General features: G+C 71.2%; 28 protein-coding genes and 1 tRNA gene. 12 read left to right on the forward strand and 17 right to left on the reverse strand.

Going from position 1 to position 25,212, the window contains the following annotated elements; translation table 11 throughout:
* Positions 1-16: 16 nt before the first annotated feature.
* The 8 genes from ACFY1P_RS21555 to ACFY1P_RS21590 all read right to left on the reverse strand — a co-directional run bounded on the left by ACFY1P_RS21555 (position 17) and on the right by ACFY1P_RS21590 (position 10,037).
* Complete coding sequence (locus ACFY1P_RS21555; RefSeq protein ID WP_361524351.1) at positions 17-1,486, reverse strand: acyltransferase domain-containing protein; 1,470 nt, start codon at positions 1,484-1,486, stop codon at positions 17-19.
* Positions 1,487-1,654: 168 nt separating this feature from the next.
* The gene (locus ACFY1P_RS21560) at positions 1,655-3,028 is read right to left on the reverse strand and encodes an NAD(P)/FAD-dependent oxidoreductase (protein ID WP_390751581.1); all 1,374 of its coding nucleotides are present in this window, start codon (positions 3,026-3,028) and stop codon (positions 1,655-1,657) included.
* Between the two features lie 72 nt (positions 3,029-3,100).
* Complete coding sequence (locus ACFY1P_RS21565) at positions 3,101-4,558, reverse strand: MFS transporter (RefSeq protein WP_361524345.1); 1,458 nt, start codon at positions 4,556-4,558, stop codon at positions 3,101-3,103.
* Positions 4,552-5,886: a wax ester/triacylglycerol synthase domain-containing protein gene (locus ACFY1P_RS21570; protein ID WP_390751582.1), complete on the reverse strand. Its 1,335-nt coding sequence runs from the start codon at positions 5,884-5,886 to the stop codon at positions 4,552-4,554. The genes ACFY1P_RS21565 and ACFY1P_RS21570 overlap by 7 nt, the downstream gene beginning before the upstream one ends.
* Before the next feature lie 187 nt (positions 5,887-6,073).
* Positions 6,074-6,421 carry a LuxR C-terminal-related transcriptional regulator gene (locus tag ACFY1P_RS21575; RefSeq protein ID WP_361524339.1) on the reverse strand — a complete coding sequence of 116 codons (348 nt, stop codon included), beginning with the start codon at positions 6,419-6,421 and terminating at the stop codon, positions 6,074-6,076.
* 227 nt (positions 6,422-6,648) lie between these two features.
* Positions 6,649-7,425: an IclR family transcriptional regulator C-terminal domain-containing protein gene (locus tag ACFY1P_RS21580; RefSeq protein ID WP_361524337.1), complete on the reverse strand. Its 777-nt coding sequence runs from the start codon at positions 7,423-7,425 to the stop codon at positions 6,649-6,651.
* Positions 7,426-7,623: 198 nt separating this feature from the next.
* Complete coding sequence (locus tag ACFY1P_RS21585) at positions 7,624-9,336, reverse strand: hypothetical protein (protein WP_390751583.1); 1,713 nt, start codon at positions 9,334-9,336, stop codon at positions 7,624-7,626.
* The gene (locus ACFY1P_RS21590; protein WP_390751584.1) at positions 9,333-10,037 is read right to left on the reverse strand and encodes an ABC transporter ATP-binding protein; all 705 of its coding nucleotides are present in this window, start codon (positions 10,035-10,037) and stop codon (positions 9,333-9,335) included. Before ACFY1P_RS21590 ends, ACFY1P_RS21585 begins: the two co-directional genes overlap by 4 nt.
* An 84-nt stretch (positions 10,038-10,121) precedes the next feature.
* Here ACFY1P_RS21590 and ACFY1P_RS21595 point away from each other — a divergent pair, with 84 nt between their 5' ends.
* Both ACFY1P_RS21595 and ACFY1P_RS21600 read left to right on the forward strand, forming a co-directional pair.
* Complete coding sequence (locus tag ACFY1P_RS21595) at positions 10,122-10,688, forward strand: hypothetical protein (RefSeq protein ID WP_390751585.1); 567 nt, start codon at positions 10,122-10,124, stop codon at positions 10,686-10,688.
* A gap of 212 nt (positions 10,689-10,900) precedes the next feature.
* A complete protein-coding gene (locus ACFY1P_RS21600; RefSeq protein WP_361524326.1) occupies positions 10,901-11,473 on the forward strand; it encodes a class F sortase in 573 nt (190 codons plus the stop codon).
* A 39-nt stretch (positions 11,474-11,512) separates the two neighbouring features.
* On the opposite strand, the gene ACFY1P_RS21605 is transcribed toward ACFY1P_RS21600, so the two are convergent.
* The 3 genes from ACFY1P_RS21605 to trxA form a co-directional block, all read right to left on the reverse strand.
* Entirely contained in the window at positions 11,513-11,938 is a 426-nt protein-coding gene (locus tag ACFY1P_RS21605; RefSeq protein WP_361524324.1) for an OsmC family peroxiredoxin, read from the reverse strand.
* Positions 11,939-12,006: 68 nt separating this feature from the next.
* On the reverse strand, positions 12,007-12,669 hold the full coding sequence (locus ACFY1P_RS21610; protein ID WP_390751586.1) for a histidine phosphatase family protein: 663 nt from the start codon (positions 12,667-12,669) through the stop codon (positions 12,007-12,009).
* Complete coding sequence (gene trxA, locus ACFY1P_RS21615; protein WP_361524318.1) at positions 12,662-13,063, reverse strand: thioredoxin; 402 nt, start codon at positions 13,061-13,063, stop codon at positions 12,662-12,664. The genes ACFY1P_RS21610 and trxA overlap by 8 nt, the downstream gene beginning before the upstream one ends.
* A 317-nt stretch (positions 13,064-13,380) precedes the next feature.
* Here trxA and ACFY1P_RS21620 point away from each other — a divergent pair, with 317 nt between their 5' ends.
* A complete protein-coding gene (locus ACFY1P_RS21620) occupies positions 13,381-14,013 on the forward strand; it encodes a DUF4956 domain-containing protein (RefSeq protein WP_361524316.1) in 633 nt (210 codons plus the stop codon).
* A complete protein-coding gene (locus ACFY1P_RS21625; RefSeq protein ID WP_361524313.1) occupies positions 14,010-14,807 on the forward strand; it encodes a polyphosphate polymerase domain-containing protein in 798 nt (265 codons plus the stop codon). The genes ACFY1P_RS21620 and ACFY1P_RS21625 overlap by 4 nt, the downstream gene beginning before the upstream one ends.
* 98 nt (positions 14,808-14,905) lie before the next feature.
* On the opposite strand, the gene ACFY1P_RS21630 is transcribed toward ACFY1P_RS21625, so the two are convergent.
* A complete protein-coding gene (locus ACFY1P_RS21630; RefSeq protein ID WP_361524310.1) occupies positions 14,906-15,271 on the reverse strand; it encodes a hypothetical protein in 366 nt (121 codons plus the stop codon).
* Between the two features lie 215 nt (positions 15,272-15,486).
* On the opposite strand from ACFY1P_RS21630, the gene ACFY1P_RS21635 reads away from it, so the two are divergent.
* Positions 15,487-16,116 (forward strand): hypothetical protein, encoded by a 630-nt coding sequence (locus ACFY1P_RS21635; protein ID WP_361524307.1) that lies wholly within the window; start codon positions 15,487-15,489, stop codon positions 16,114-16,116.
* A gap of 37 nt (positions 16,117-16,153) precedes the next feature.
* Here the strand turns inward: ACFY1P_RS21635 and ACFY1P_RS21640 are convergent, their stop codons facing one another.
* Positions 16,154-16,885 carry an HNH endonuclease family protein gene (locus tag ACFY1P_RS21640; RefSeq protein WP_361524304.1) on the reverse strand — a complete coding sequence of 244 codons (732 nt, stop codon included), beginning with the start codon at positions 16,883-16,885 and terminating at the stop codon, positions 16,154-16,156.
* 338 nt (positions 16,886-17,223) lie between these two features.
* Positions 17,224-17,288, reverse strand: a tRNA-OTHER gene (locus tag ACFY1P_RS21645).
* Between the two features lie 839 nt (positions 17,289-18,127).
* Between ACFY1P_RS21645 and ACFY1P_RS21650 the strand changes: the two genes are divergently transcribed.
* Positions 18,128-19,087: a hypothetical protein gene (locus ACFY1P_RS21650; RefSeq protein WP_390751587.1), complete on the forward strand. Its 960-nt coding sequence runs from the start codon at positions 18,128-18,130 to the stop codon at positions 19,085-19,087.
* Positions 19,088-19,165: 78 nt separating this feature from the next.
* Here ACFY1P_RS21650 and ACFY1P_RS21655 read toward each other — a convergent pair whose 3' ends face one another.
* The 3 genes from ACFY1P_RS21655 to ACFY1P_RS21665 form a co-directional block, all read right to left on the reverse strand.
* Entirely contained in the window at positions 19,166-20,065 is a 900-nt protein-coding gene (locus ACFY1P_RS21655; protein ID WP_390751588.1) for a TauD/TfdA dioxygenase family protein, read from the reverse strand.
* A gap of 61 nt (positions 20,066-20,126) precedes the next feature.
* A complete protein-coding gene (locus ACFY1P_RS21660) occupies positions 20,127-20,912 on the reverse strand; it encodes an IclR family transcriptional regulator (protein ID WP_390751589.1) in 786 nt (261 codons plus the stop codon).
* 154 nt (positions 20,913-21,066) lie between these two features.
* Entirely contained in the window at positions 21,067-22,056 is a 990-nt protein-coding gene (locus ACFY1P_RS21665) for a zinc-binding alcohol dehydrogenase family protein (protein WP_390751590.1), read from the reverse strand.
* A gap of 423 nt (positions 22,057-22,479) precedes the next feature.
* Here ACFY1P_RS21665 and ACFY1P_RS21670 point away from each other — a divergent pair, with 423 nt between their 5' ends.
* The 6 genes from ACFY1P_RS21670 to ACFY1P_RS21695 all read left to right on the forward strand — a co-directional run bounded on the left by ACFY1P_RS21670 (position 22,480) and on the right by ACFY1P_RS21695 (position 25,206).
* Entirely contained in the window at positions 22,480-22,650 is a 171-nt protein-coding gene (locus ACFY1P_RS21670; protein WP_390751591.1) for a hypothetical protein, read from the forward strand.
* Between the two features lie 227 nt (positions 22,651-22,877).
* Positions 22,878-23,846 carry a ParB/RepB/Spo0J family partition protein gene (locus ACFY1P_RS21675; protein ID WP_390751592.1) on the forward strand — a complete coding sequence of 323 codons (969 nt, stop codon included), beginning with the start codon at positions 22,878-22,880 and terminating at the stop codon, positions 23,844-23,846.
* A 67-nt stretch (positions 23,847-23,913) separates the two neighbouring features.
* Positions 23,914-24,300, forward strand: coding sequence for a hypothetical protein (locus ACFY1P_RS21680; RefSeq protein WP_390751593.1), 387 nt, complete (start codon positions 23,914-23,916; stop codon positions 24,298-24,300).
* Positions 24,301-24,365: 65 nt separating this feature from the next.
* Positions 24,366-24,731, forward strand: coding sequence for a hypothetical protein (locus ACFY1P_RS21685; RefSeq protein WP_390751594.1), 366 nt, complete (start codon positions 24,366-24,368; stop codon positions 24,729-24,731).
* Positions 24,728-25,012, forward strand: coding sequence for a hypothetical protein (locus ACFY1P_RS21690; protein WP_390751595.1), 285 nt, complete (start codon positions 24,728-24,730; stop codon positions 25,010-25,012). Before ACFY1P_RS21685 ends, ACFY1P_RS21690 begins: the two co-directional genes overlap by 4 nt.
* A complete protein-coding gene (locus ACFY1P_RS21695; RefSeq protein WP_390751596.1) occupies positions 25,009-25,206 on the forward strand; it encodes a hypothetical protein in 198 nt (65 codons plus the stop codon). The genes ACFY1P_RS21690 and ACFY1P_RS21695 overlap by 4 nt, the downstream gene beginning before the upstream one ends.
* The last annotated feature ends 6 nt before the right edge of the window (positions 25,207-25,212 follow it).

Raw genomic sequence — 25,212 nt, forward strand, 5'->3', positions numbered from 1 at the left:
GTGGGCCGTGCGGTGGTCAGGCCGCGCCGGCGTGCTCGCGGGCGCCGCTCAGCTCGGCGAGCACGAAGTCGGCGATCGTGTCCATCGTGTTGTAGTTGGAGAGGCGGAAGCCGGACTCGCGCGGCGGCAGGCCGTAGCGCTCGGAGACGCGGGAGAGCAGCTCCACCTGCTTGACGGAGTCGACGCCCAGCTCGGCCTCCAGCTGCACGCCGCCCTCGAAGACCTCCTCGGGGTACTCCAGGGCCTCGGCGTAGAGGGCGCGCAGGGCGGCGAAGACCTCGTCGCGGTCCGGCCCGTCGCTCGCGGCGGGCGCGGCGGCCGCCTTGGGCGCGGCAGGGGCGGCGGGCGCGGCCGCGGGCGCGTTCTCCCGCTGGAAGGCGGCGAGTTCGTCGCGCACATAGGCCAGGACGTCGTCGCCGTGCTTCGCCCAGTACGCCTCGAAGACGTCGGCCGGCACCGTCGGGGCCAGCAGCCCGCCGAGGGTGGGGGCCCCGGCGGCGTGCGCGAGGCCCGCCTCCCGCAGGACGTCCAGGGTGGCGCCGAGGGCGAGGCGGCCGCCGCCGTCGAGGGCGAGCGTGGACAAGGCGCGCACGTCGGAGCCCTGGGTGAGCCGGGTGACGAGCTTGGTCAGCGCGGGGCGCCCGCCGGCCTCCACGAAGGTGGTGACACCGGACTCCTGGAGGTGGCGCACCGCGGTGGCGAACCGGACCGGCTTGACGAAGTGCTCCGCCAGCAGGTCGGCCAGGGCGTCGTCGGGCTCGTAGTAGCGCTGGAGGATCGGCGAGTAGACCGGGCGGCGCAGCGGGTGCTGGTCCAGCTTGCGGACGTACGCGGCGAACTCCGGGACGGCCGGGGCCAGGGCGGGGGTGTGGAAGGGGAAGGGCGCGTCGATCTCGATCGCGTTGATGCCCAGCTGCCGGGCGATGGCCGTGACGCGGTCCAGGACCTTGTCCGGGCCGCTCACCACGGTCTGCTCGTCGTGGTTCTCGGTGGCGACGGCCAGCAGCGGCTCGTCCACCAGGTCCAGCAGCAGGCGGACGCGGTCGGCGCCGGCGGTGAGGGCCACCATGCGGCCGTCTATGCCCTGCTGCCGCTGGATGACCGCCACGCGCTGCGCGACGATGCGCACGCCGTCCTCGACCGAGAAGGCGCCCGCGGCCACGAGGGCGGTGATCTCACCGAGGCTGTGGCCCGCGAGGACGTCCGGCTCGACGCCCTGGGCGGCGAGGATCTCGTACGCGGCGAGGCCCGCGGCGTAGATGGCCACCTGTGAGACCCACGGGTCGTCGGCGAGCAGCTCGCCGAGGTCCGCCTTCTCCTGGCCGAACAGGGTGTCGGTGATCCGCCGCGCGAAGAGGTTCTGCGTCTCCGCGTCGATCTGCTCGAATACCCGGCGGATCTGGGGGTAGCTCTCCTTGGCCGCGCGCAGCGCCGCGCTGTCGAAGCCGCCCTGGCCGGGGAAGAGGAGTGCGGTGTTCTGTGCCATGCCGATGTCTCCGTTGCTTGTGTTGGTGCGGGTGGTTCCTTGGTGCACACGGCTGCGCCGCGTGTCCTCAATCGCCGGACGGGCTCGGATCGGCGGACCGTGGTCCGCGGCCTGCGGGCATCACGTGGCTGAGGACAGGGGCCGGGGCGGAACCCGGGAAAAGAAGAGCTAGGCCGCCTGCCGCTGCGGCGCGGCCAGGAGGTAGTCGCCCATGGGGCCGAGGTTTTCGGCTATCAGGCGGTCCGCCAGGCGCGCCGCGGGCGGTACGTGCCGCGGCAGGCCGCGGGCCAGCCACTGGACGAAGCGCAGTTTCCAGCCGGGGCCGGGGCCCGGTTCGAGGTGGTCAAGGAGCGCGTGGATGTTGCGCGCGGAGTAGAAGTGCGCCGGATCGACGACGGTGGCGAACATCCCGACCATGTCCCGCCCGTGTGTGGGGCTGCGGCTCATGGCGCGGATGAAGGCGATCTCCTCCCGCGTGTGGTTCGCGATCACCGCGTGGTCGCAGGTGTAGCGGTAGTGCCCGGTCACCATCTCGTCGCGCCGCCGCTCGTAGCGGGCGAGCGCGTCCGGCAGCGGGGTGCGCCCCGACAGGCCGGAGTCGATCGCCTCGGCGAGGAGTTCGGCACCCCGCAGCCCGTAGGTGATGCCGGAGGCGGTGATCGGGTCGCGGGTGTAGCCGGCGTCGCCGACGAGTGCCCAGCCGGGGCCGTGCGAGCGGCGCAGGAAGTTGGGGACCGCGCCCGTCAGCCACTTGTCGACCCGCTTGGTCTCGCGCAGCAGCTGGGCCCGCTCGGGGTCCACCTCGGCGAACGCGGAGATGACCGTACGGTCGCGCTCCTCCTCGCTGCCGGCCTTGAAGTCGCCGACGGGCAGGGCCACTCCGACGATGGTCAGGCCGTCGTGCGTCGGCCAGGTGAAGGTGTGCTTGCCCGCGTGGCGGTAGGTGCGGACCTTTCCGTCGTGCGGGATGCCCTCCCAATAGGACCAGTGGCTCTTGTTGAGCACGGGCTGGGTCGCGTACTTCTCCGCGCCGACGAGGCGGGCGACGGTGGAGTTGGAGCCGTCGGCACCGACCACGAGGCGGGCGTGCTCGACGGCGGTGACGCGGTCGCCGGACTCGCCGCGCACGCCGGTGACGGTGCCGTCCTCGTCCTTGAGGAGTTCGCGCAGCGAGAAGCCCTCACGGAACTCGGCACCGGCGGCGATCGCCGCTTCCAGCAGGATGCGGTCGAGTTCGGCGCGGTCCGGGGAGTACGCCTCGTCCACGCCGTCGACGGCCGGGAGGCGGGCCATCAGCTGCGCCGGGCCGCTCTTGAGGCCGTACTCGTGGATGGGCGGGCAGCCGGTGGCGGTCAGTTGGCCGAGCAGGCCCCAGTTCTTCAGCCGGAGGATGCCCGGCGGGTGGACCAGGTTGGTGGCCGCGGCCTTCCCGCCGGGGAAGGTGGCGCGGTCGAGGAGTAGGACCTTGTATCCCGCTTTCGCGAGCAGCATCGCCGTGGAGGCGCCGCCGACCCGCGCTCCCACCACAATCACGTCGTACATGTACGTCCCCCAAGTCGTGCGGTTTTCCGGCTGGTTGCCGAAGAACCGGTGGTGCTTTTCCTGCCGCCTCTCTCAGCGCGGGTTCTCCACGAGCTCGCCGTCCCTCGGCAGGCCCGTCTCCTGGGTCCCGCCCTGTGCCGCGACGTGCTTGCCCCGGGAGCGGCGGGGGGCGGTGAGGATGGCGAGACAGCCCAGGGCCGCGAAGCCGGCGCCCACCCAGGAGGCGGGGACGAGGCCGTCGACGAACTGCTGCGGCGTCCCGTATCCGCCCTGCGCGGTGAAGACCGAGGTGAGGACGGCGACTCCGAAGACGCCGCCGAGTTCACGGAAGGTGTTGTTGGCTCCGGAGGCGATGCCCTGGTCGCGCGGGGCGACGATGTTCATCGCCATCTCGGCCACGGGCGCGAAGAACAGCCCGAGGCCGATCCCGCCCAGCACCAGGCCGGGCACCTCGTCGGAGTAGGCGGTGTGCGTGCCGACCACGGAGGCGAGCCAGGCGAGGGCGACGGCCTCGGCCAGCAGGCCGAGCGCGACCACGAGGCGGTTGCCGATCCGCGCGGTGAGCAGGGCGGCGATCGGGGCGATCACGACCGGCATGGCCGTCCAGGGCAGCATCCGCACGCCCGCCCCCAGCGGGGAGAAGCCCTGGATGTTCTGCATGAACTGGGTCAGCAGGAACACGAGCCCGAACATCGCGGCGAACATCATCAGGCTGGCCACGTTGACGGCGCTGAACGAACGGTTGCGGAACAGCCGCAGCGGCAGCATGGGGTGGCGGGTGCGCGCTTCCCAGAACACGAAGGCGATGAGCAGCACCACCCCGCCGATCAGGGAGACCAGCACCTTGCCGCTGGTCCAGCCGTCGTCGGTGGTGCGCACCAGGGCGAAGACCACGCCGAACATGCCGAGGATGACCAGCACGGTGCCGCCGATGTCCAGGGAGCTCTCGGGGTGGGTGCTCTCGGCGAGCTTCCACGCGCCCAGCAGCAGCACCACGATGCCGATCGGCACATTGATCCAGAAGATCCACTGCCAGGAGATCTTCTCGACGACGGTGCCGCCGATCACGGGGCCGAGGGCGACGGCGAGGCCGCTGAGCGCGCCCCAGATCCCGAGAGCCATGCCGCGCTTGCGCTCGGGCACCGCGGCGGTCAGCAGGGTCAGGGTCAGGGGCATCACGATGGCCGCGCCGAAGCCCTGGACGGCGCGGGCGGCGATCAGCTGCCCGGAGGAGTCGGACAGGGCGCAGGCGGCGGACGCCGCGGTGAAGACGACCAGGCCCACCAGGAACATCCGGCGGCGCCCGAAGCGGTCACCGGCCGCGGCACCGGCCATCAGGAACACCGCGAAGGTCAGGGTGTAGGCGTTGACCGTCCATTCGAGGTCCTGGAGGCTCGTGTCGAGGGACTCCCGGATGGCGGGCAGCGCGGTGATCACGACGAGGTTGTCGAGCGCTGCCATGAAGACCGCGAGCCCGGTCACGATGAGGGTCCAGACGGGATTTCCGCGTGGACCTGACCGACTCAGCATGAGGGACCCTTCGTATGAGTGGACGGCGTGGAGGCGCCGGTTAAGGGGGCGGTGGCCGCGGCGGTGGGCCCGGACGGCGCGGACAGGGTGTCCAGCGCCTCGCGCCACAGGGCCGCCAGCCGGTCGGCCCCGGGCAGTCTGCGGTCGTAGAGGAAGCTCACCCGGACCCGGGAGCCGCAGGAGAGCAGCGTCACGGAGAGGGCGTTGCCCGGCAGGAGCACGCCGAGCGGTATCGCGTCGATCACGGGATCGCCCTTGAAGGACAGGAATTTCGGCTGGCGGTAGTTGGAGGCGTAGAGCGGGGAGGAGCGGGGGCTGAGCAGGCGCCTGACGGTCCATCGGGTCAAGGGCGCCGGCAGCAGGGCGACCAGCGCCCTGCTCGCGGGCCGCAGGCCCCGCGAGCGCATCCGGTGGGTGCCATCGACGAGCTCCGCGAACGCCGCGTCGGTGCGCAGCCCCTGGCCGGGGAGCGCGACGACGGCCGTGGTGAGGTGGTTGCCGGGCGCCGCCTCCTCGCCCGTGCGCCGGGTGCTCAGGGGCATCCGGACGGGTACGGGCGACGCGCGGAAGACGGACCGCACCCCGCCCTTCTCCCCCGTGGCGCTCCAGGTGGCGAGCGCGCCCCAGAGTGCCATGAGGAAGGCGTCGTTGAACGTGCCGCCGAACCGCTGCCCCAGCAGGCCGAGTTCGCGCTGGGTCGCGGTCGTGCTGCACACGGCGAGGTGGCCGGGGCGGGGTTCGGGGGCCTTGGGCCAGCGCCGGACGGGCAGCAGTCCGCGCACCAGCCCGGCGCCCACGCTCAGCGTCCCGCGGACCAGTTCGTCGGGGCACGCGCCGAAGAGCGGCCCCTGATCGTCCCGGCCCGTCCGCTCCGGTTCCGTACCGTCGCCGAACAGGGACCCGACGACGTGCACGGCACCCATGCCGTCCTCGGTGCTGTGGTGGACGCGGTAGCACACCGCGTACTCCTTGGGCGCGTAGCCGTGGACCAGGTGGAGGGACCACATCGGTCCGCCGCCGCGCGGCAGTGGCAGTCGTGCGAGGGCGGTCAGCACCTCGTCCAGCGTGGTACCCGCGGGGAACTCCTCCTCCCTGAGGTGGTCGCGTATGTCGAAGCAGGCACTGGGCACTTGGTACGCCCGGCCCGATGTGGTGGTCGTCCGGTAGGTCAGCCGTGGCAGGCCGGGCAGCCTGGCCACGAGGTGGTCGCGGAGCTCCGCCAGTGGGGGCGGGCTGCCGCGGAACCTCAGGAACTGGCCGTGGGTCAGGCCGGGTTCCCGGCCCATGGAGAGGAAGACCTCGTCGATCGGGTTGAGTGGGCGTTTCAATTCCGCTCCCAGTCGAGCACTTCGGGGGACAGGGCGCCGGTGCCGTGCGGGTGCGCGAAGGGCATGGAGCCGCGGAAGTCTGTGGCGGCAGCCGGAGTCCTGGAAAGCCGATACTCCGCGGAAGGTTTTTCCGGGCCGGTATTCGAGCACTCTCCCCCGTGCTCTCCGAGCCGCCGTGCAAATGACTCTAGCGAGCGGCGATCATCCGGGGGACTGTACCTTGGTACAGGAACCGGTAGGTGTGGGCCACCAGACCGGCCTGCAATCTGGATTCCACGCGCAATTTACTGAGCACCCGGGCCACATGAAACTTGACCGTGCGCTCCGTCACATCCAGCCGTTGCGCGATGCCGCGATTCGAGAACCCCTCGCCGAGGAGCTCGAAGACCTCGAGCTCACGCTCGGACAGCAGGTCGACACGCTCCGACTCCCGCTGCCAGGGCGTCACTTCGACGTGGTCAACGGCCGTGCGGGCGGCGCGGGACGCGCCGTGCGCGGCCGAGGCGTGCGGACACGTGGCAACGGTGCAGGACACGGGAATTCCCCCTTTTCGACGGAGCTCGGGTGTGCGGACACCGGCTTTCGTGGACCCAGTATCAAAGGCTCGCGGCACGGCCTGTCAAGGAATCCCGGGGCTCTCCCGCGGGGCGAGAAACGGGGCCGCGCTTTCCGCTTTCCCGCCTCGCGAGAAACGGCATTTCAGGAGCGCGGTGCCGCGTTTCCCGCGCCGATTTCGCAACGAAAAGTTAACCTTGGGGAAACTCAGTAGGAGCTGGCGGTCTCCGCCGACCAGGCGCCGTGGCTGCCGGCCCGGCTGAAGCCGTCGGCCGCCCGCTTGGTGGCGCGGGCCAGGCCCGGCCAGCACGGCAGGCAGTCCTTGGGCTTGAGCACCGCGACGGCCCCCATGATGAGCCCGTCCCAGCGCACCGGGGCCGCGCAGCCGAGCCACCCGGCCGCGCACTCCTCCACGTCGAGGGCGACGCCCTGGCCCCGTACGTCCTCCAGGGACAGCAGGAGTTCGGCGTTGTCGCGGTAGGCCCCCGGGCCCGCGCCCGCCGGGGCCGGCTCCTCCAGGACGGCCTCCTGGATGATCCCGGGGAGGTGGGCGAGCATGGCGCGGCCCGCGGCGCCCGTGCGCAGCGACTGGGAGACCTCCAGGAAGGTCCGGTGGCCGATGCCCAGTTCGGAGAGGTCGGAGTCGCCGACGGCCATGTCCAGGCACTGCTTCCTGGCCCCGCCGAAGGGCGCCAGCGCGAAGAGGAAGACCAGCCCCTCGTCGGTCTCCGCGCGCAGCTCCTCCAGGAGGGCGTGCGAGACGCGGGTGTTGGGGGCGTGGGACAGCGCCTTCAGGCCGAGCCGCGCGGCGCCGGAGCCGAGCCGGTAGAGGCCGCGGCCCTCGCGGGCGAACGTGCCGTCGTAGACACCGGACTGGAGAATGCGGTGGACGGTGGAGTCGTCCAGTCCGGTTATCTCGGCCAGTTCACCCGGGCCGTGCACCTGTCCCTCGATCTCGGTGAACGCCCGTTGGACCCGGAACACCCGGTCAGCATGGGTACTTCCTCCTATAGCGCCGCTCCTGCCCATGAAGTCCACTACCCCCCTGGTTGTCCTCACATGGTGATCAACCACGGTCAACAGGCTAACCACTTCCGGCCGCGAACCAGGAGTTCGTCCGGGCGCGACGGACAAGCGGAACGTGAAACGGAATCTTTGCCCTGGGCTGCGGCGGGGCAGTGGTCAGTGCCTCACCAGCCGGTCCGCCGACCTCGCCGCGAAATACAGCAGCCCGGCGCTCAACAGCAGGGCGACCAGGGCCACATCCCCCACCGCCCCCGCGCCGGGAACGCCCTTCGGGGCCGTCCGCAGCGCGAGGGTGAGGCCGCCGGCCGAGACCAGCGGCCCCGCCGCGTACCAGCCGAGGAAGAGGAGCATCCCCGGGTCGCCCACCGGCGTGCTCACCCCGGTGAACATCAGGCTCGTACGGGCCGGCCCGCGGCACGCCGCGAAGACCGCCGCGGCCGCGAACGGCACCGCGCACACCGGCATCAGCAGCAGGGCCCACGGCGCGCCCGCCACGGCGAACGGCACGGCGGCCAGGGCCGCGAGCAGCGCGCCGACGAGGGCCGGGACGACCGCGTGCTGGAGCATCAGCACACGGAAGCGGAACGGTGACCACGCGGCGCGTCGGACATCGTCGGTTTCCAGCCTGGCCGGTTCGGCGAGCGCGCCCACGGCGACATAGCCGAGCAGCAGGGCCACGACGAGGCACAGCGTGGCGTGCCCGCCGCCGAGCCGCGTGCCGAGGGCGGCCGCCGCGGTGGCGAAGGCCGTCCACATCAGCGCCTTGGCGAGCCGGGCGGGCGCGCGCAGCAGGGCCTGGAGGTCCCGCCAGGGCACCACGAGGTACTTCGAGCGCGGCAGCGGCAACCGGATCCGGTGGGTCCGGCCACCGGCCGTGGCGTCCAGCAGGGCGAGCTTGGCGGCCCTGAGCTCCACGGTCCACATCACGGACGACACCGTCTGGGCCGTCGCGGCCCGGCGGCGCAGCTGCGCGGTCGGCACGCGCGCGGCGTCCCGGTGCCCCTGGAAGAGGCCGGCGGCGGTGAGGAGGACGAGCGGAACGAGCGCGTACGGCCAGGCCGGTGCCCCGCCGCCGGTCGCGGCGACCACCGGCTGCGCCGCCCACCCCCACGGCCCCGACCACAGCTCGGCCCGCTCCAGCACGCCGAGCCGGTGCCCGTACCCCGCCAGCGCCACCTGGGCAGCGAGCAGCATGAGCACCACGACGGCGAGGGGTGTGCAGCGGCGTACGGACCGGGCGAGCGCCGCCCGGCGCTCCACCGCCATGCCCGCCGACACGGCCAGCAGCGGCAGGCAGACGGCCGCGGGGAGGAGCGCGAGCAGCGCCGTACCGAGCGACGCCAGGCTCATCACCCGCAGCACCACGGCCCCGGCGAGGGCGAGCAGCAGGCCGGGCACGACCGCGAGTCCGGCGGACAGCCAGAACCACGGCCGCAGCACCCTCGCCCGGCGTACGGGCTGCGCGAGCAGCCAGCCCACGGATGGGCCGGGCACCACGACCGGCCCGCGCCACAGGGCGTCCCGGGCGGCGGCCAGGGCGAGCGCGGCGGTCAGCAGGGTGAACAGGGCGGGCAGGGTGCGCTGCACGTCCGCGCCGAGGCCGCTGTAGTCGGCGCCCAGCCGGATCTGCCGCAGGAAGTGGTAGGCGTAGCCGCTGCCGTAGCCGAGGAGCGCGAGGACGACCGTGTAGATGACGACGGCGAGGTCGCGGCCCTTCCGCCGGCGGTGCGCGCGCCGCTTCTCCCGCAGCCAGGCCAGGGTCTCGGCGGTGCGGTCGTCCTCCTCCTCGGTCCAGGTGGGCTCGGCCTCGTCGTCGGTCCAGGTGGGCTCGGCCTCGTCGTCGGCCCGGCCGGTCTCCCGCACGTTCATCCCCGCAGCCCCAGCTGTGCCAGCACCTCCGCCGGCGGGCCCTCGGCGATCACCCTGCCGTCCTCCAGCGCGACCATCCGGTCCGCGACCGCCTCGGCCAGCTCCGCCTGGTGCGTGGCCAGCAGCACGGCGACGCCGTCCGCCTTCTCGCCGGTCAGCAGCTCCGCGAGCCGGACGCGGGCGTCGGGGTCCAGCCGCTGCTCGGGCTCGTCCAGGACGAGGAGGTCCCGCGGGCGCACGAGCGCGGCCGCGAGCAGCAGCGACTGGAGCTGGCCGGAGGAGAGGGAGGCGGGGAGCGCCCGCGCGTGGTCGGAGAGCCTGCGGTCGGCGAGCACGTGGTCGATCCACGCCTGCGCGTCGTCCACGGCGTGGGCGACGGCGACGAGTTCGAGGTGCTCACGCACCGTCAGGTCCGGATAGGTGGCCACGGTGTCACCGACGACCGCGACCCTGGCCCGCACCTCGGGGTCGTCCTCGCTGACCGGGCGCCCCGCGAAGAGGGCGGTGCCGCGGGTGGGGGTGTCGCGGCCGCTCGCGATGCGCAGCAGCGTCGACTTGCCGGAGCCGTTGTGCCCGAAGAGCGCCGTGCAGCTGCCCGCCTCCAGGTCGAGGTCGAGCGGATGGAGCGCCTGGCGTTCCCCGTAGGTGCGGCCGACCCCGCGCAGCCGCAGCAGCGGGGGGCGGTCGGGGTGCTCGGGCATCGGACCTCCGGTACGTGGTGGGACTCCCGCACGACCTTAACCAAGCGGGCCGAACGCCCTTCGCCCGGCGGCGGGTGCGCCACGATGGACCCCATGAGTGATGCGCCTGACTTCGGTCCGCCGGACTTCCAGCTGGTTCTGCTGCGGAGGATGGCCGACCACCAGCCCGGCCTGGTCGAGGACGCCCTGCGCGAGCTGGGCACCGACCGGTCGGCGATGCGGGAGGCCAATCGGCGCTGGCAGGCGATGCTGCGCTCCCCACGCCGACGCGGCGCGGCCGCGCGCTACCGCTCCGTACTCGGCCCGCCGGAGACGGTGGGCGAGCGGCACGTCGGCGACCTGTCCTTCGAGGCGCTGACGTGGCCGGTGCCGCTCTGGCCCGACCTGCGCTTCGAGGTCCTCACCGCGCCGGGCGGGGCCGTCTGGAACGAGTGGCTGATCCGCGCCCCGGGTGCGGTCGGGCCGTCGCTGCGCACGGCCCGGGATCTTCGCCCTTGGTCCTGCACGGTGGACGAGGTCGCTCGTGCTTTCGCTCCGGCGCGGCCTATGGAGGGGACGGCGCCTACGCGATGGCAGTTGGCGTTCTCGACGCCGGAGGGGGAACGGGTCGCGGAGTTCACATGGGGGTTGTTCCAGCGGCTGATCGGGTAGCGACTGGGGCTGCGGGCCGGTGGGCGCCTGCGGAGCCCCCCACGCGGCGGAGCCGCAAATCAGACGCAGCCGGGAAGGGGCGGGGTAGGGGAACAAAGCCCGCCGCAGGCGCCCACCGGCCGGAACCAAACCCCGGCCTCATCCTTACGGCGGAGCCCACCCTGACCGTTCAACCGAAGCCGCACCCCCCGCCCCGTACATAACGTGACCCCATGCCCCACATCCGCCCCCGCCCCCACCTCATCGCCCTGACAGCCCTCACCACCCTCGCCACCACCAGCTGCTCCCTCCTCGCCGGCAGCGACCGCGCCGAAGAGATCACCGGCACACCCGCCGCCGCGGAGGAACCGTCCCGGATATCCATCCCGGACATCGGCGTGCGGAGCCGGCTGCTGCGGCTCGGGCTGAACAAGGACGACAGCGTGCAGGCGCCGCCGCAGGAGAAGGGGATGACGGCCGGCTGGTACACGGGCAGTGCCAAGCCCGGCACGCCCGGGGCCGCCGTGATCATCGGGCACAGCGGCACCCGGGACGGCAAGGCGGTCTTCCACGACCTGGGCAAGGTCAACAAGGGCACCGCCATCGACATCGAGCGCGGCGACGGCAAGGTGCTGCGTTTCTCGGTGACCGGCACGGAGACGGTCGACAGGAACGCGTTCCCGAAGCGGAAGGTCTACGGCAGCACCTCGGACCGCGTGCTGCGGCTGGTGACGTGCGCGGGCGACCCGGACTCCGAGGGGCACCCGGCGCGGAACCTGATCGTCTACGCGACGCTCCAGGCATGAGGCCAGGGGCCGGAGGCGCACCGCCTCCGGCCCCCCGGCTCAGGCGAGCTCGGCGGTCAGGGTGATCGTCGTCCCGGCGAGCGCCTGGCTGACCGGGCAGTTCTTCTTGGCGTCCTCGGCGGCCGCGGCGAAGGCGTCGGCGTCCAGGCCCGGCACCTCGGCGCGGACGGTGAGGTGGATGCCGGTGATGCCCTCGCCCGGCTGGAAGGTGACGTCCGCCTTGGTCTCCAGGCGGGTGGGCGGCGTACCGGCGCCGGTCAGGCCGTGCGAGAGGGCCATCGAGTAGCAGCTGGAGTGGGCGCCCGCGATCAGCTCCTCGGGGCTGGTCTTGCCGTTGGCCTGCTCGGCGCGGGACGGCCAGGACACCGGCTGGCTGGCGATGCCGGACGAGTCGAAGGTGACGGTGCCGCTGCCCTTGAGCAGTTCGCCTTCCCAGACGGTGTGCGCGGTGCGGGTCGTAGCCACGATGTCGTTCCTCCACGGAAGCAAATGGGTCATATGAAGATCGGGGGCGGTCCCCCGACCGCCACCGATCATGGGCCGGTCGGCGCTCCCGGCCCGGTTCCGACACGCTCCTCGCGCGGCCCCCGGCCGAGGTCCGCGGGCGAGGGCAGGTTCCAGGCGACGAGGGCGGGACGTCCGTGCTCGGTGCCGATGCGGCTGACAGTAGCGGTGTCCAGCCGGAAGAGGGCACCCGCGGTGGGCGGCAGGCCGAGCCTGCGGGCGGTCAGCACGCGCAGGAAGTGCCCGTGCGCGACCAGCGCCACGTCACCGCCGTCCGCGTCGGACAGCAGCGGGGCGACGCGGGCCAGCACCCGGTCCGCGCGGGCCCCGACCTGCGCGGCCGTCTCCCCCGGGTGCCCGGCGGCACCCGGGGGCACGCCGTCGTCCCAGAGATACCACCCGGGACGGCTGCGGTGGATCTCGTCGGTGCTGATGCCCTCGTACCCGCCGTAGTCCCATTCGTGCAGGTCGGGGTCGATCTCGGGGTCCAGGCCCGCGAGCTCGGCGGTCCGGACCGCCCGCTTGAGCGGGCTGGCCAGCACCGCCGCGATGTGCCGCCCGGCCAGCAGCGGACGCAGCGCCTCCGCCTGGCGCTCACCGTGCTCGGTGAGCGGGATGTCCGTGAGCCCGGTGTGCCGCCCGGAGCGGCTCCACTCGGTCTCGCCGTGCCGGACCAGCAGGAGCTCACTCACCGGGCTGCTGCTCCCCGCCCTGCTCGGCGGCCTGCGCCTGGGCGACGGAGGCCCGTACCTCGTCCATGTCCAGGGCGCGGGCCTGCTTGATGACGTCCTCCAGCGCGGGCTCGGGCAGCGCGCCGGGCTGGGCGAAGACGGCGATGTTGTCGCGCACGATCATCAGGGTCGGGATCGACCGGATCTCGAACGCGGCGGCCAGCTCGGGCTGGGCCTCGGTGTCGACCTTCGCGAAGACCAGGTCGTCGTGGCGCTCGGCGGCCCCTTCGTAGACGGGGGCGAAGTTCCGGCACGGGCCGCACCACTCCGCCCAGAAGTCGATGAGCACGAATCCGTTGCCGGAGACGATCTCGTCGAAGTTGTCCTTGGTGAGCTCCACCGTGCTGCTGCTCATGCGTGAACTACCTGCTTCCGGTTATCGCGGTCAAGTACCCCAGCACCGCCAACCAGGCAGCACCGGGCGCTATTCCTCCCGTACCCGTGAGGTGGGTCTTAACCCTGGTGGACGGGTGGGACGCAGCCCACAAGAACGCCGAACGCGTCACGGCCCGGCGCGGTTCCGGACAGTACCGTTCCGGGCCCGTCAAGGACGCGCATTGTTCACCCACGAGCGAGCACTTGTTCACCCAGAGTTCTCCGTGTCCCGCGTTTCCCGATCTCCCCGGGAGACACGGGGAGACCCGGCCACCACTCACAGAGAGCAGTGAAGCGATGGACTCCTACCGGCACCTCGCGGCACACCTGGGGCTCGACCTCGTCGCCGTCTGCCTGCTCACCTTCGCGGTCTACTATCCGCGCCACCGGCGCCGCGACCTGGTGCCGGCCTATCTCGCCCTGAACGTCGCCCTGTTCACGGTCGTCGCCGCCCTCGCCGAAGTGGGCGGCACCGGCGGCACGGCGCTCGGCTTCGGCCTGTTCGGCGTGCTGTCGATCATCAGGCTCCGCTCCGACTCGGTGCAGCACGAGGAGGTCGCCTACTACTTCACGACGCTCGTCCTCGGGCTGATCTGCGGCCTGCCGCACCTGGCCTTCGGCCTGACCGCCGGGCTCAGCGCGGTGCTGCTCCTGGTCATCTACGCGGCCGACCACCCCCGGCTGCTCGCCCGCACCCGCCGCACGATCGTCACCCTCGACGCCGTCCACGGCGACCCGGCCGCCCTCCGCGCCGACCTCGCCCGGCGGCTCGGCGAACCGCTCAACTGGACGGTCACGGAAGTGGACTTCGTACGCGACCTGACCGTCGTCGACGTCCGCTACCGCGAGCCCGAGCACCACGCGGGCGTCCGCCGGGCCGCGCCCGCAGAGCCGGCCCGCGACGCGGCGCCCGCCTGGGAGTCGGTGTGAGCACCACGGCCGTACGGGCCATCACCGAAGCCGCCCACGCCACGGCACCCGTCTCGCTCGCGGAGGTCAACGAGCGGTCCGCGCTGCTCGCGCGCTTCGACCGCAGCTATCTCGTGCCCGCTCCGGTCTTCCTGCGGATGGCCGGGCGGCTGACCGACCCCCGGCGGCCCGGCGGCCCGTTCCGGGCCCTGACCATCGACGGCGGGCGCGCCTTCCGCTACCACTCCGTCTACTACGACACCCCCGGCCTGCGGTCCTTCCACGACCACCGCCAGGGCCGGCGGCTGCGCTTCAAGGTGCGCGAGCGGGTGTACGAGGACACCGGGGAGCGGCAGTTCGAGATCAAGCTCAAGGGCCGCCGCGGCGACACCGTCAAACACCGCCGCCCGCTCACCGGCACCGACACCCCGCTCGACGCCCATTGCCGGGACTTCCTCGCCAAGACGCTGCGCTCCGCTTACGGCATCGAGCCGCCCGCCGAGCTGGGCCCGTCCCTCAGCACGGACTACCTGCGCGCCACGCTGGTCGCCGACGGCGAGCGCATCACCTGCGACGCGGGGCTGACCTGCGGCGACCTGCGCGCGGGCCGAACGGTGCGATGCGGGGCGGGACTTGTCCTGGTGGAGACCAAGACGACGGGCCATCTGACCGAGGCGGACCGGCTGTTGCACGCGTACGGCATACGTCCGGCCGTCTTCACCAAATACTGCAGCTCGTTCGCGTGGCTGCGCCCGGCCCTGCCGGCCAACCGCTGGCGGCGCGGCGCCCGGCACGCGTTCGGAACGCCCGCCTGACGAATCGCGGGCCGCACCCGAGCGCCGGACGGGCAGACGAACCAGCCCGTCCGGCGCTTGAGGACACGGCCCGAAGGGGCGTGCCCCACAAGCGGACCTCAGCCCCGACGCCGCCGGAAGATCCGCTTCGCGGCGTAGATGATGCCCACGATCAGCAGTACCAGGAAGAGGATGATCAGGATCCCCACGATCAGCAGGAACTTGCCGAGCTTCGCGAAGAAGCCCTTCTTCTTCTTTTTCTTCTTCTCGGACTTCGAGGCCAGCTCGACGGTCGCCGGGGCGGCGGCGGTCGTCCGGGACGCACCGTCCTGAGGGGCCGCCGACACGTCGGCGGGCGCGGTGGCCGCTGCCGGGCGGATCGCGGTGGCCGCGGCGGCCGGGTTCGTCGCCGTGGCCGCCAGGCCCATGACGGCCATCGCGACGACCAAGGCGCCGACTATCGAGCGGGCGATCCGGTGCATCATCTTCGTTTCTGTCCTTACGGTCCGTAGACGGTCTCGGCCTGCGCGTTTCCATGACCACGACATCCGCCGCGCCACAGGCCGGAGGAGAGTACCCACGCCCCGGCCGAGGATCAAGGCGAGCCGGCCCGATCCTCGCGCCCGCAAGACACTTTAGAGGTTGCGCAACTGGGGAAGTTTCATGGAGTCCGTCACGTCGAGGCGATCGGGGGACCTCCATGGACAGTCTGGACCATCTGAGGGCGGAGGACACCGCCGCCTTCGACCACGTCGTCGAACAGGGCCTGCACTTCCCCGAGATCAGGGAAGCCGTCCGCGGCGGCGCGCCGGTCAGCGTGGAGCACCTGCGCGCGATGGCGCTCCGGGCCCGCGCGGAGATCGCCGCCACGGCCGCCGACGAATACCTCGCCTACCTGCGGACACGCACCGGCGCCACACCGCAGGAGCCGCCGGTGTCCCCGCCGGACGAGCCGTCGCCGCGGGGATTCGGCGGCGGGCTGGCCGGGGCACTGGGCGTGCTCGTGCCGACGCTGGGGGCGGTGGCCGCCGTGGCCTTCCTGCTGATCGGCTACGGCCTGCGGCTGGCCGGAACCCAGGAGCACCTGGCCGACGGGCTGGTGACCGCGGGCTGGACGACCGCCGTCGTCGCGGCGGCGGCCGCGGCCGCCGCGGTCACGGCGTTGCTCGTCACGGCGGCGCGGCAGCGGCCCGCCCCGGAGGACGAGGCCGCCCCCGAGGCGGAGACGGAGGTCACGCGCTCCCGGGAAGCCTGGCAGCAGGCCCTGCTGGAACGCGGCGTGCTCCCCTTCCTCCACTCGGCGCTCCGGGAGAACCGTCATTCGCCGTGACCACGCACCGATCCGGCTGCCACGGGCGGCCCGTCGCTCACCGGAGGGCGACGCCCTTCGCGCCCTCGCCCGGCAGCGCCTCGCCCGGGCAACCGCTCAGCACCTTCCGCATCGCGTCCCGCTCCTCGGAGGTCACCCACAGCGCGTACGCCTTCTTCACCGCCACCTGCCGCGCCACGTACGCGCACTGGAACTTCTTGTTGGCGGGCAGCCAGGCGGACGCGTCCTTGTCGCCCTTGCCCATGTTCGCCGGGCCGTCGGCGGACACCAGGTTGAGCGGGTCGTTCGCGAGCGCCTCACGCCGCGCCTGCGGGAGCTTCTGCGCCCCCGTCTGCCAGGCGTTCGACAGGGCGACGATGTGGTCGATCTGCACCGCCGACGACGTCTTCCGGCCGCGCTCGAAGCGGATCTTCCCGCCGGTGTACGGGTCGGCCAGCGTGCCCGCGTCTATGACGCACTTCGAGCCGTCCTTGAACTTCTTGTCCGTCAGATCGCGGGCCAGTATGTCGTTGCGGGTGTCACAGGAGTTCCCCGCGCCGGGCGCGGAGGTCTTGTCCGACCAGGCCGGTCCGAACTTGGCCTCCCGGTCGTACCCGGACTTGGACGCCGCCTTCTTCACCGGCAGCTCCGCGAGCGCCGCCTGCGCGGTGCCCGGCCCGCCCCCGCTCCCCTTGCCGTCCTGGGCCTTGTCCGCCGACGAGGAGCAGCCGGCCAGGGCGGCGGACAGCAGGAGGGCGGCGAGCGCTGTACGGGTGGTGCGGGGGTTCACGGGGACGGCCTCGTTCCGTATCGAAGTGCACATATACGCGGGCCGGGACGGGAGAGCACCCGTCGCGGCCCCGTAAATGATCACCCAGGGGCCGTCATATCCCTATATCCGCCCAGGTCCACGTGGACCGACACCTGAAGACGGCCCCGGTCGCGCCGGGCGAGGGCGCCCACGTCGTCGTACTCGCCGGGAACCGAAAACCCCGACCCTCACCCGTGACCCACCTCACAGGCCTGAGCGCGGATTCCCGGGGCAAACAACACGAGGCCCCGCCCGGGGAAATCCGGGCGGGGCCTCGTAAGACCAGGTCGCAACGTTTCTGCACCTGAGCCGCAAAGTGGGGCGGGTGGGACTCGAACCCACGGCCGACGGATTATGAGTCCTTTTAGGACCTTCCCGCCCCGTCCCACCCAGGCTCAGATTTTCCCGTTTTCGCAGGTCAGAGCGGGTGTGGCATTCCATCCCGTTCCCAGGGCGTCCCACCTGTTACCCGGCCTTCCGTCCCCGCAGCGTCCCCGCAGGACCCGCCGACACCCCGCCAGCAGGACACCGCTGCGCTGACCGGCCCGCTGACCAGGGCCAACCAGGCCCGCAAGGGGCGCGGGCAACGGATTCGCTTTCCCCTGCCACTCGCCACGGGTCCACGAAACTGCACCCAGACGAGGCGTGTGCAAGATCATTACCCCAAGGCTCGCCGACGCGAAGCTCGGAGGCGGCGCTTTGCCGTCGATCACTTTCGGTCATTATTCACCTCTGACCGAGGGAGACTTTGGATCGATTCGCCAGCTTGGGTAGCCAATGGCGGCCATTGCCTCACTGAGTCCGTTTAGAGATGGACTGTCGTCCAGGAGGATGGCCGAGCCTCCAGCCCGCCATCCGCGTGGGCCTCACGACCGCACGGCGGCCCGACATCGCTGGCTTCGGCGGCGGCCCCGCACCTCCCTGCGTTCCCTGTTGGGCAAGTACATATTTCGAGGGGAAACCTCCTCGCGTGTTCGAGGCCGGGAAGCCGACAATTGCCCATCTGACGGACGCGGGTCAACCGCCCCATCCGCCCCTCAATGCGTGACGTACGCCACTCGCTATCGGCCCTTGAGGCACTGACCTGCCATTTCTATGCGGCGCCTCTCTCGCGGACATCTATTGAGTCAGGATCCACAGGGCATCGATATACATTTACCTATTACGGGGCTACGCGGTCGCTAAGTCGGAGGCGACCGGCCCCGAGTGGATGGAGTTGTCATGCCGCGGCGGACCGCAGGGTTCACGATGTCCGGCGATCTTGAGCCCGGAGAGGCGGCCTACTTGCGTGAGGCAGCCTGCCGGATGCTGGCGGGCGAGCGGCAGGCAGACGTCACGCGCTGGGTGAACGCCGAGGGTCACCGCACCACGCTGGGGAACCCCTGGCGCGAAGAAGTCCTGATGCGCACCCTGCTGCGCCCACGCACGGCCGGGCTCGATGCCGAGGGCCAGCCCATCGATGGGGCTCCGATCATCATCACCCCGGAGGAGCAGAAGCGGCTGAAGGCACTGTCCCCGGGCCGTTCGGAGCAGGTGGACGAGCGCGAGTACCCGCTGGGGGGCACAGCTGTCTGCGGGAAGTGCACCTGGGAGTTGATCCCGTCCTGGGCGGCCGGCAAGCCGATCTACCGTTGCCCGTCGGCGAAGCCGGATGATGTCCTTGATCTACCGGCGGCGGACGGCGAGGCGGCTCGTAGCCAGCCTTGCGGCTCGATCAGCATGAGCGCGCCCATGCTTGAGGATGCCGTTGCGGAGCTTGTGCTGGCCGAGCTTCTTCGGCCTGGCGCCCTGGAGAGGCTGGAGTCCCTGCTTGCTGACGTCGAGGCTGAGGTCGGGCGTCTGAAGAAGGGCATCAAGCAGGTCGAGTCGCGGGTCAAGCGGCTGGACGCGATGGCCCGGACCCCGATGCCCGAGGAGGCGCGCGAGGGGATCGTGGGCGCGCTGAAGGTGACTCGCAAGGAGGCCCGCGATGCTCGTACCCGCCTGCGGTTCCTGGAGCAGATGACCGCAGTTGCGCTGCCGTCGGGCGACGTGGACGAGCTGATTGCCTGGTGGAAGAGTGCTCCGGCGGCTTCGAAGCGCGCTTTGACTTTGCTGGAGATCGAGAAGGTGCGGGTGGGGCCGGGCCGTCGTGGGCGGAATCCTGATCCGCATGAGCGGATCACGGTCGACTGGCGCTGAGCGGCGTCGGCCAAGTCGCAGGTGTGCGGCCCGGTGTTCGTCGGTGACGAGCGCCGGGCCGCTGCCGTGTGGTGGGGCTTACCGGTGGGTGAGCGCGGTGTTCTCCAGGGGCGGGGTGCCGAGGACGTGGACGCGCTGGAGGTGGCGCGGGGAGCGGCTGGTGAAGGCTTCGCGGCCGTGGAGGAGGGTGTAGTTGTCGGCGATCACCAGGTCGCCGGTCTGCCAGGTGTGGGCGTAGAGGTGGCGCGGGTTGTAGAGCGCCTCGTTGAGGGTGCGGTGGAATTCCGGCAGCTGCTCGGCGGGGATGCCGGTGAACTCCAGGTCCGGGCGGTTGAGGAAGTCCTCGCCCACCGGGGGCTCGTTGTAGCGGATGATCGGGAAGCCGTCGGGGTGGGTGGTGACGACGGGCGAGACGCATTCGCCGGCGTAGTCAGAGACGGCGCGGCGGTAGCGGCCGGTGACCTTCTCCCACAGTTCGCGGTGGGCGGGGTCGGCGTCGCGAAGGACGGCTTCGGTCTGCGTGAAGGTGGTGCGGCCGCCGTTGCCGACGCCGGGGGCGCTGACGCAGTGGAAGACCTGGAACTGGGCTATCTGCTCCCGGTACATGCTGTCCCAGTGCATGGGCACGTAGCGGTGGTCGAAGATGTGGTCGTCGGGGTTGTCGTGCTCGACGAGTTCGAGGACGGCGCCGTAGGGCCACATGGCGATCTCGCCCCACTGGGCGCTGTAGGTGGTGAGTTCGTCGGCGTTGGTGAAGCCGGTGAAGCCGCGCAGGAGCAGCAGGTGGTGCTCGCGGGCGAGTTCGCGCAGGCGGGCGACGGGCAGGTCCGTGATGGGGGCGTCGGGGTGTGCGGCGTCGATGCGCACGCCGAAGGGGGTGACGGGCGTGAGGGGGTGGCCGGCGATCTGGGTGGTGTCGGTGGTCGTGTCCATGAGGTTCCTCGGGTCGTCGGCCGGGGTGTGGCGGTAGGTGGGCATGGCTGTTCGACCGCTCGCGGCTGGTGGTGCGCGTGCGGTTGTGTCCGGTGGGGGCCGGGGGTCAGGTCAGGGCGAGCAGGTGGGTGAACTGCCGGGCCGTTTTGAGGGTGGCGTCGACCAGCGGGCCGGGATCTGGGGTTGCGCGCGTGGAGGGCACCATGACGGCGACGGCGCCTTGGACGGTGTCGCCCCACATGACGGGTGCGGCGATGGCATCCCAGGCGGTGATGGATTCCTGTCGGCCGACGGCGTAGCCGCAGGCGCGGATGTCTTCGAGGGAGTCCAGGAGTTGCTGGTTGTCTTCGATCGCGCCGGGGCCGACGCCGTCGGGGACGGGTTCGGCGAGGACTTTGGCGGTGATCGACTCGGGCATGTGGGCGAGGATCACTCGGCCTGCGGCTCCGGTGCGCAGGGAGCGGATGATCGAGATTGTCTCCAGCGGGTCGAGGTTGAGGTCGTCGGGGTCGAAGTCGCCGATGACGGAGTCGATCAGGAGCTTCTTGGAGCCGGCGGCTATGTAGTAGCCGACGGGGCCGTCTGCGGTGCGGTGCAGTTGCTCGAGGGCGGCGTTGGCGGCTTCGGGGTCGGCGGGGGTGCGGGCGAGGGTGCGCATGCCGAGGCGGGCTGAGCCGGCTCCCAGGCGGTAGCGTCCGCGGCCGACCTGTTCGAAGGTTTCGTCGAAGAGTCCGGCTTTGAGGACGCGGTAGACGGTCGCGGGGTCGAGGCCGGTGGCTTCGGCGATCTCTGTTGGGCCGAGGACGTCGCGCTCCAGCGCGACGAATGCGGCTTGTACGCGGAAGGCGCGCTGCTGGCTGTTGTCCTTGCTGCCTTTGCTGATGGCGCTCACGCCGTCGGCCCCTCGGTGAAATACGTGCGCTGCGCATCCCCCGTTGCACAGAATCTTGCTGGACTTGGTACGGCGCCCTCTGCTCCCCCCTGACCCCCTAGTCAAGGAGAGGTAAAGCCGAACGATAGAGCGTACTACTCTTCCCTGTTGATCTTTACCCGTGCCATCCCCACACCTCGGCAGCGTTGTAAAAGCCTGCGGGCTCAAGGAGGATTTTCCCGGGGGTGCCGCGGGTGATGGCGTCGTGTGCGTCCTGCACGAACGACTCGCTCTGCATGGGGAATGTGTAGGTGTTGGGCGTCTTGAGGGCGCCTATTGCCGTGATCGAGAAGAGAGCGTTCATGCTGTTTCTCAGGGCGTAGCGGTTGCTGTAGTAGTCGGGCAGCCAGAATCCCGAGATCGTTTTGGAGCCGTAGATGAGGCTGCCTTGGGGGATTCGGTTGCCGGGGGTGCAGCCGAAGAGAGCCACGCGTCCGCGGGGGGCGAGGGCTTCGACGGTGGCGGCGAACATGGTCCCGCCCATCATTTCGAGGGCGGCGTCGATGCGGCCTCCGGCCGCGTCCATGATGCGTTCGGCGAGGTTGTCCGTGTTGGAGGTGTCCAGTACGGCGTCGGGGCCGTAGTCACGGGCCATGGCGACGGCGATCGGCCCTCTGGCCATGGCGATGACCTTGGCGCCGTGGCGCTTGGCGAGCTGGACGGCGATGCTGCCGAGGCCGCCGGCCGCTGCGGGGATGAGGACGGTTTCGCCTTCCTGGATGGCCAGGGTGGTGTGGAGGAGGTGCCAGGCGGACTGGCCTGCGAGGAGGAGGGCGCAGGCTTGTTCGTCGCTGATCTCGTCGGGGATCTCCCAGGCAAGCCCGCGTTGGACGAGGGCTTTGTCGGCGTAGGCGCCGCTGTCGGTGAGGGCGGCGATTCGGCGGCCGTCCTCGGTGGTGCCTACGAGTTCTCGGCCGGGGGTGAAGGGGAACGTGACGGGTGCCACGTAGTTGTCTTCCCGCATGCGGACGTCGGCGAAGTTCACGCCTGCGTACTTCACCGTGACGAGCTCATGATCCTGCTTGGGCTCGGGGTCGGGGACCTCTTCCAGCCGGAGGACCTCTGGTCCGCCGGGCTTGTGCACCACGACTGCTCGCATGCTCATCTCTCACGTTGCTGTTCCTGCGTACAGCAGAACCCTAAGCGGCCCTTGAGGCTGCCTTGACCGGTTTTTTACGTGGTGAAAAGACGGCGTGAGGTCACTCGTGGAGCGTCGGCGATGCTTTTCGTCAGGCGAAAAACGGCAAGTGCACGTAGTTCGATCTGGATAGGGTGATCAGGCGTCGCCGTGGGCTTTCCGGGGCTTACTTGGTGCCCGTGACGCGCGTGAGCACGATCCGGGGGTGCATGCGCCCTCGGCTGGACCGGAGAGGCAACGTTGATCGACAAGCAGCGCATCCTTGCGCTCGCCCAGCAGTCCCGCCCCAGGGCGGAAGCCCCTGAGCATGCTGTCGATCTCCTTCTCGCCTTGCGCCTTCTAGATTCCCAGGACTCCCCCTTGGCTCGGCCGATCGCATGGAGTGCCGCCTTGTGCGATCCGCGGGGCAAGCAGGGTTCGGCCGCGACGGAGGAGGCGGCGCGGGTGTGCGCTGCCTGCCCGATCTCGGAGCCGTGCCGTACCGCCGTCGTCACGGGCATGCCGGAGTCGGCGCGCACATGGCGGGAGCGCCGGGGTGGGGACCTGTCGCTCACCGCGTAGCGGACGGCAGGGCGGCGGGCGTCGAGGGCTTCTCGGCGCCCGCCGCCTTTCGCGTGCAAGGGGTCGCCGCCGCCTGCGATCGGGAGAGGCTGCGACCCATTTGACCTGCGGTTTTGTGTAACGGAGCCCACATGCGGGGAGTTGGCCCCCACCCTCAAAGGTACTAGAATATTGGTATCAGGAAGAGGGGGGAACCCCTTCCGAAATCACCTCTTGGAGTAGTCCCCATGGCCACCGTGCGCGTTCTGAAGATGTCCCAGGTTCACCGCAACCCCCACCAGCCCCGTGAGCACTTCGACCCGGTGGCCCTGGAGGAGCTGAAGAACTCGATCATCCGGTACGGGCTGCTGCAGGACATCGTGGTCCGCCCGGACAACGAGCGTGGCGGCTACGAGATCGTCGCCGGAGAGCGCCGCTGGCGCGCCCACCAGCTCGCTGGCAAGAGCAAGATCCGCGCCAAGATCCTTACCGTCGCCGGTGAACTCCACCAGTTCAAGGCGTCCATGTCCGAGAACATCAACCGCGAGGACATGACCCCGTTCGAGGAGGCCCGCGGCTTCCAGCGCATCCTCGACGAGGAGGAAGGCGCCACGATCGAGAGCGTCGCCAAGGACTTCAGCAAGACCGTCCTGTACGTCAACATGCGCCTCGCCCTCCTCGACCTGCACGCCGACGTCGCCAAGGTCGTCGAGGACGGCCACATCGGCATCCTGGCCGGCGTGAAGATCGCCGCCCTCAATCACACCAACCAGGGCCAGATCCTTGCCAAGTTCGCCCGCGGCGAGTTCAAGGGCGACAACGAGATCGTCCACTTCGCGTACGCGATGAAGCAGCAGCAGGAGCAGCCCGTCCTGCTGGAGGCCGAGGAGCTGACCGAGGACCAGCGGGCCGAGCGGGTCGCTGCCCAGAAGCAGGCCCGGGGCACCCTCGACAAGATCGAGCAGGTCCGGGCCCTGCTGGAGGACATCGCGCGCACGGACCCGATGCGGCTCGCTGAGGCCCTGGCCGGGCAGGTCGGCGCCCGCCTCGACCAGCTCGACCGCGTGGCCGAGTCCCTGTCGAAGGCCCGCTTCCAGCTCCGGCAGGCGCGCGCCCACGCCGAGGCAGCCGAGGTCGTCACCATCAACCCGGCCGCCGAAGCCGACGAGCACGACACCGACACCGTCGAGGCCCCCCGCGAACTCGTCGCCGCCTGACGGTCCCCGGCGGCCCCGCCCAGGGGCCGCCCCATTCTTCACCACCACACGAAAGGTTCAGTTCACCATGCGCCACTGGGACTTCGTCGTCGCAGGCCCCACCCGCGCCGACCTGATCGCCGACGGCGACCTCGTCGAGATCCCGTGGATCGTCTCCAACCCTGCCGGGATGAAACTCCCTGTCGCTTTCTCCCGAGCCGCCTGGTTCGCCGTCATGGACGGGATCGGCGAGGAGCGGTGGCCCGAGGTGCCCGACGCCCTCGTCGGCACGCTGCTGGTCGAGCGTGCCACCCGCACCCTCAAGGCAGCAGTGCAGGCCGTCACCACCGGCCCCGGGAGACAGCGCCACATCGCCTTCGATGTCCCGCTGTACGGGGTGACCCTCCACCTCCGCATCGGCCCTGACGACAACGGCCGGCCGGTCTTCACCGTGTTCATGCCCGACGAGAACTGATCCCTCCACCCGCTCCTAGCCCGTGCGGCCACCCCACCAAACGGCCGCCAACGAAAGAAGCATCCATGAACATCACCACCCCCGGCGGGCTCATCACCGGCCCGGCCGGCGGCTGCTCCGACAGCATGTGCTGCAACGCCGCGACCCGCGTCCTGGTCCACTTCAACCCCGAGGCTCGCGGGGTCCAGGACGTCAGAATCGGTGCCTACTGCCTGCCGTGCATGAGCAAGAAGGTCGTGCCCCGGGAGATCTACGAGGCGGAGGTCCTTCACACCGAAAGCTTCCGGCCTGGCATGCGCGTTCCCGACGACAGTTGGGAGCTGCGGGAGTTCACGGACGAGGAGGCGGTCGAGATCGCCGCGATCCACAGCGGCGAACTGCTGTGCACGTACATGGGCTCCGGCATGTGGGACTGGAGGCGGCAGGCGTGACTCAGCAGCCGGACGCCACCACCACCGCCTCCCCGAGGCCGGACTGGACGTCGATGGGCCGGGCAGCCTTCGACGCCGAGGCCCCCAACGAACTGCCGGTGCCCGCCGTGGTGCGCGTCATCGCCTCTCCCGACCGGTACGGGACCGCCCCGCTGTTCGGTGAGGAGCCACCTCCGCCACGGCCGACCGCGAAGCAGCCCGCTCCCGACGAGGGCCAAGACGCCCTGTTCTCTCTCGACGAATCACCGCTGGCCCCGGAGACGCCAAGGACCGCGCCGTGAGCAGCACTTCGCCCGACCGGCACCGCACACCGCACCCGCGCCTTCCCTACGCCTCCTCCGAAGCGGTGGCCGCCGAGTTGGAGGCCCGCGCCGCCCTCCGTGACATGTGGCAGTACGGGTTCCCGCGCTGCGCTCTTACCCGCTACGCCGAGGCGGCCGGCCGTCTCGCCGACAGCCTCGCCGCAGCCGTATGAGGAACA

This window comes from Streptomyces sp. NPDC001407, assembly GCF_042895325.1.
Taxonomy (GTDB): Bacteria; Actinomycetota; Actinomycetes; order Streptomycetales; family Streptomycetaceae; genus Streptomyces.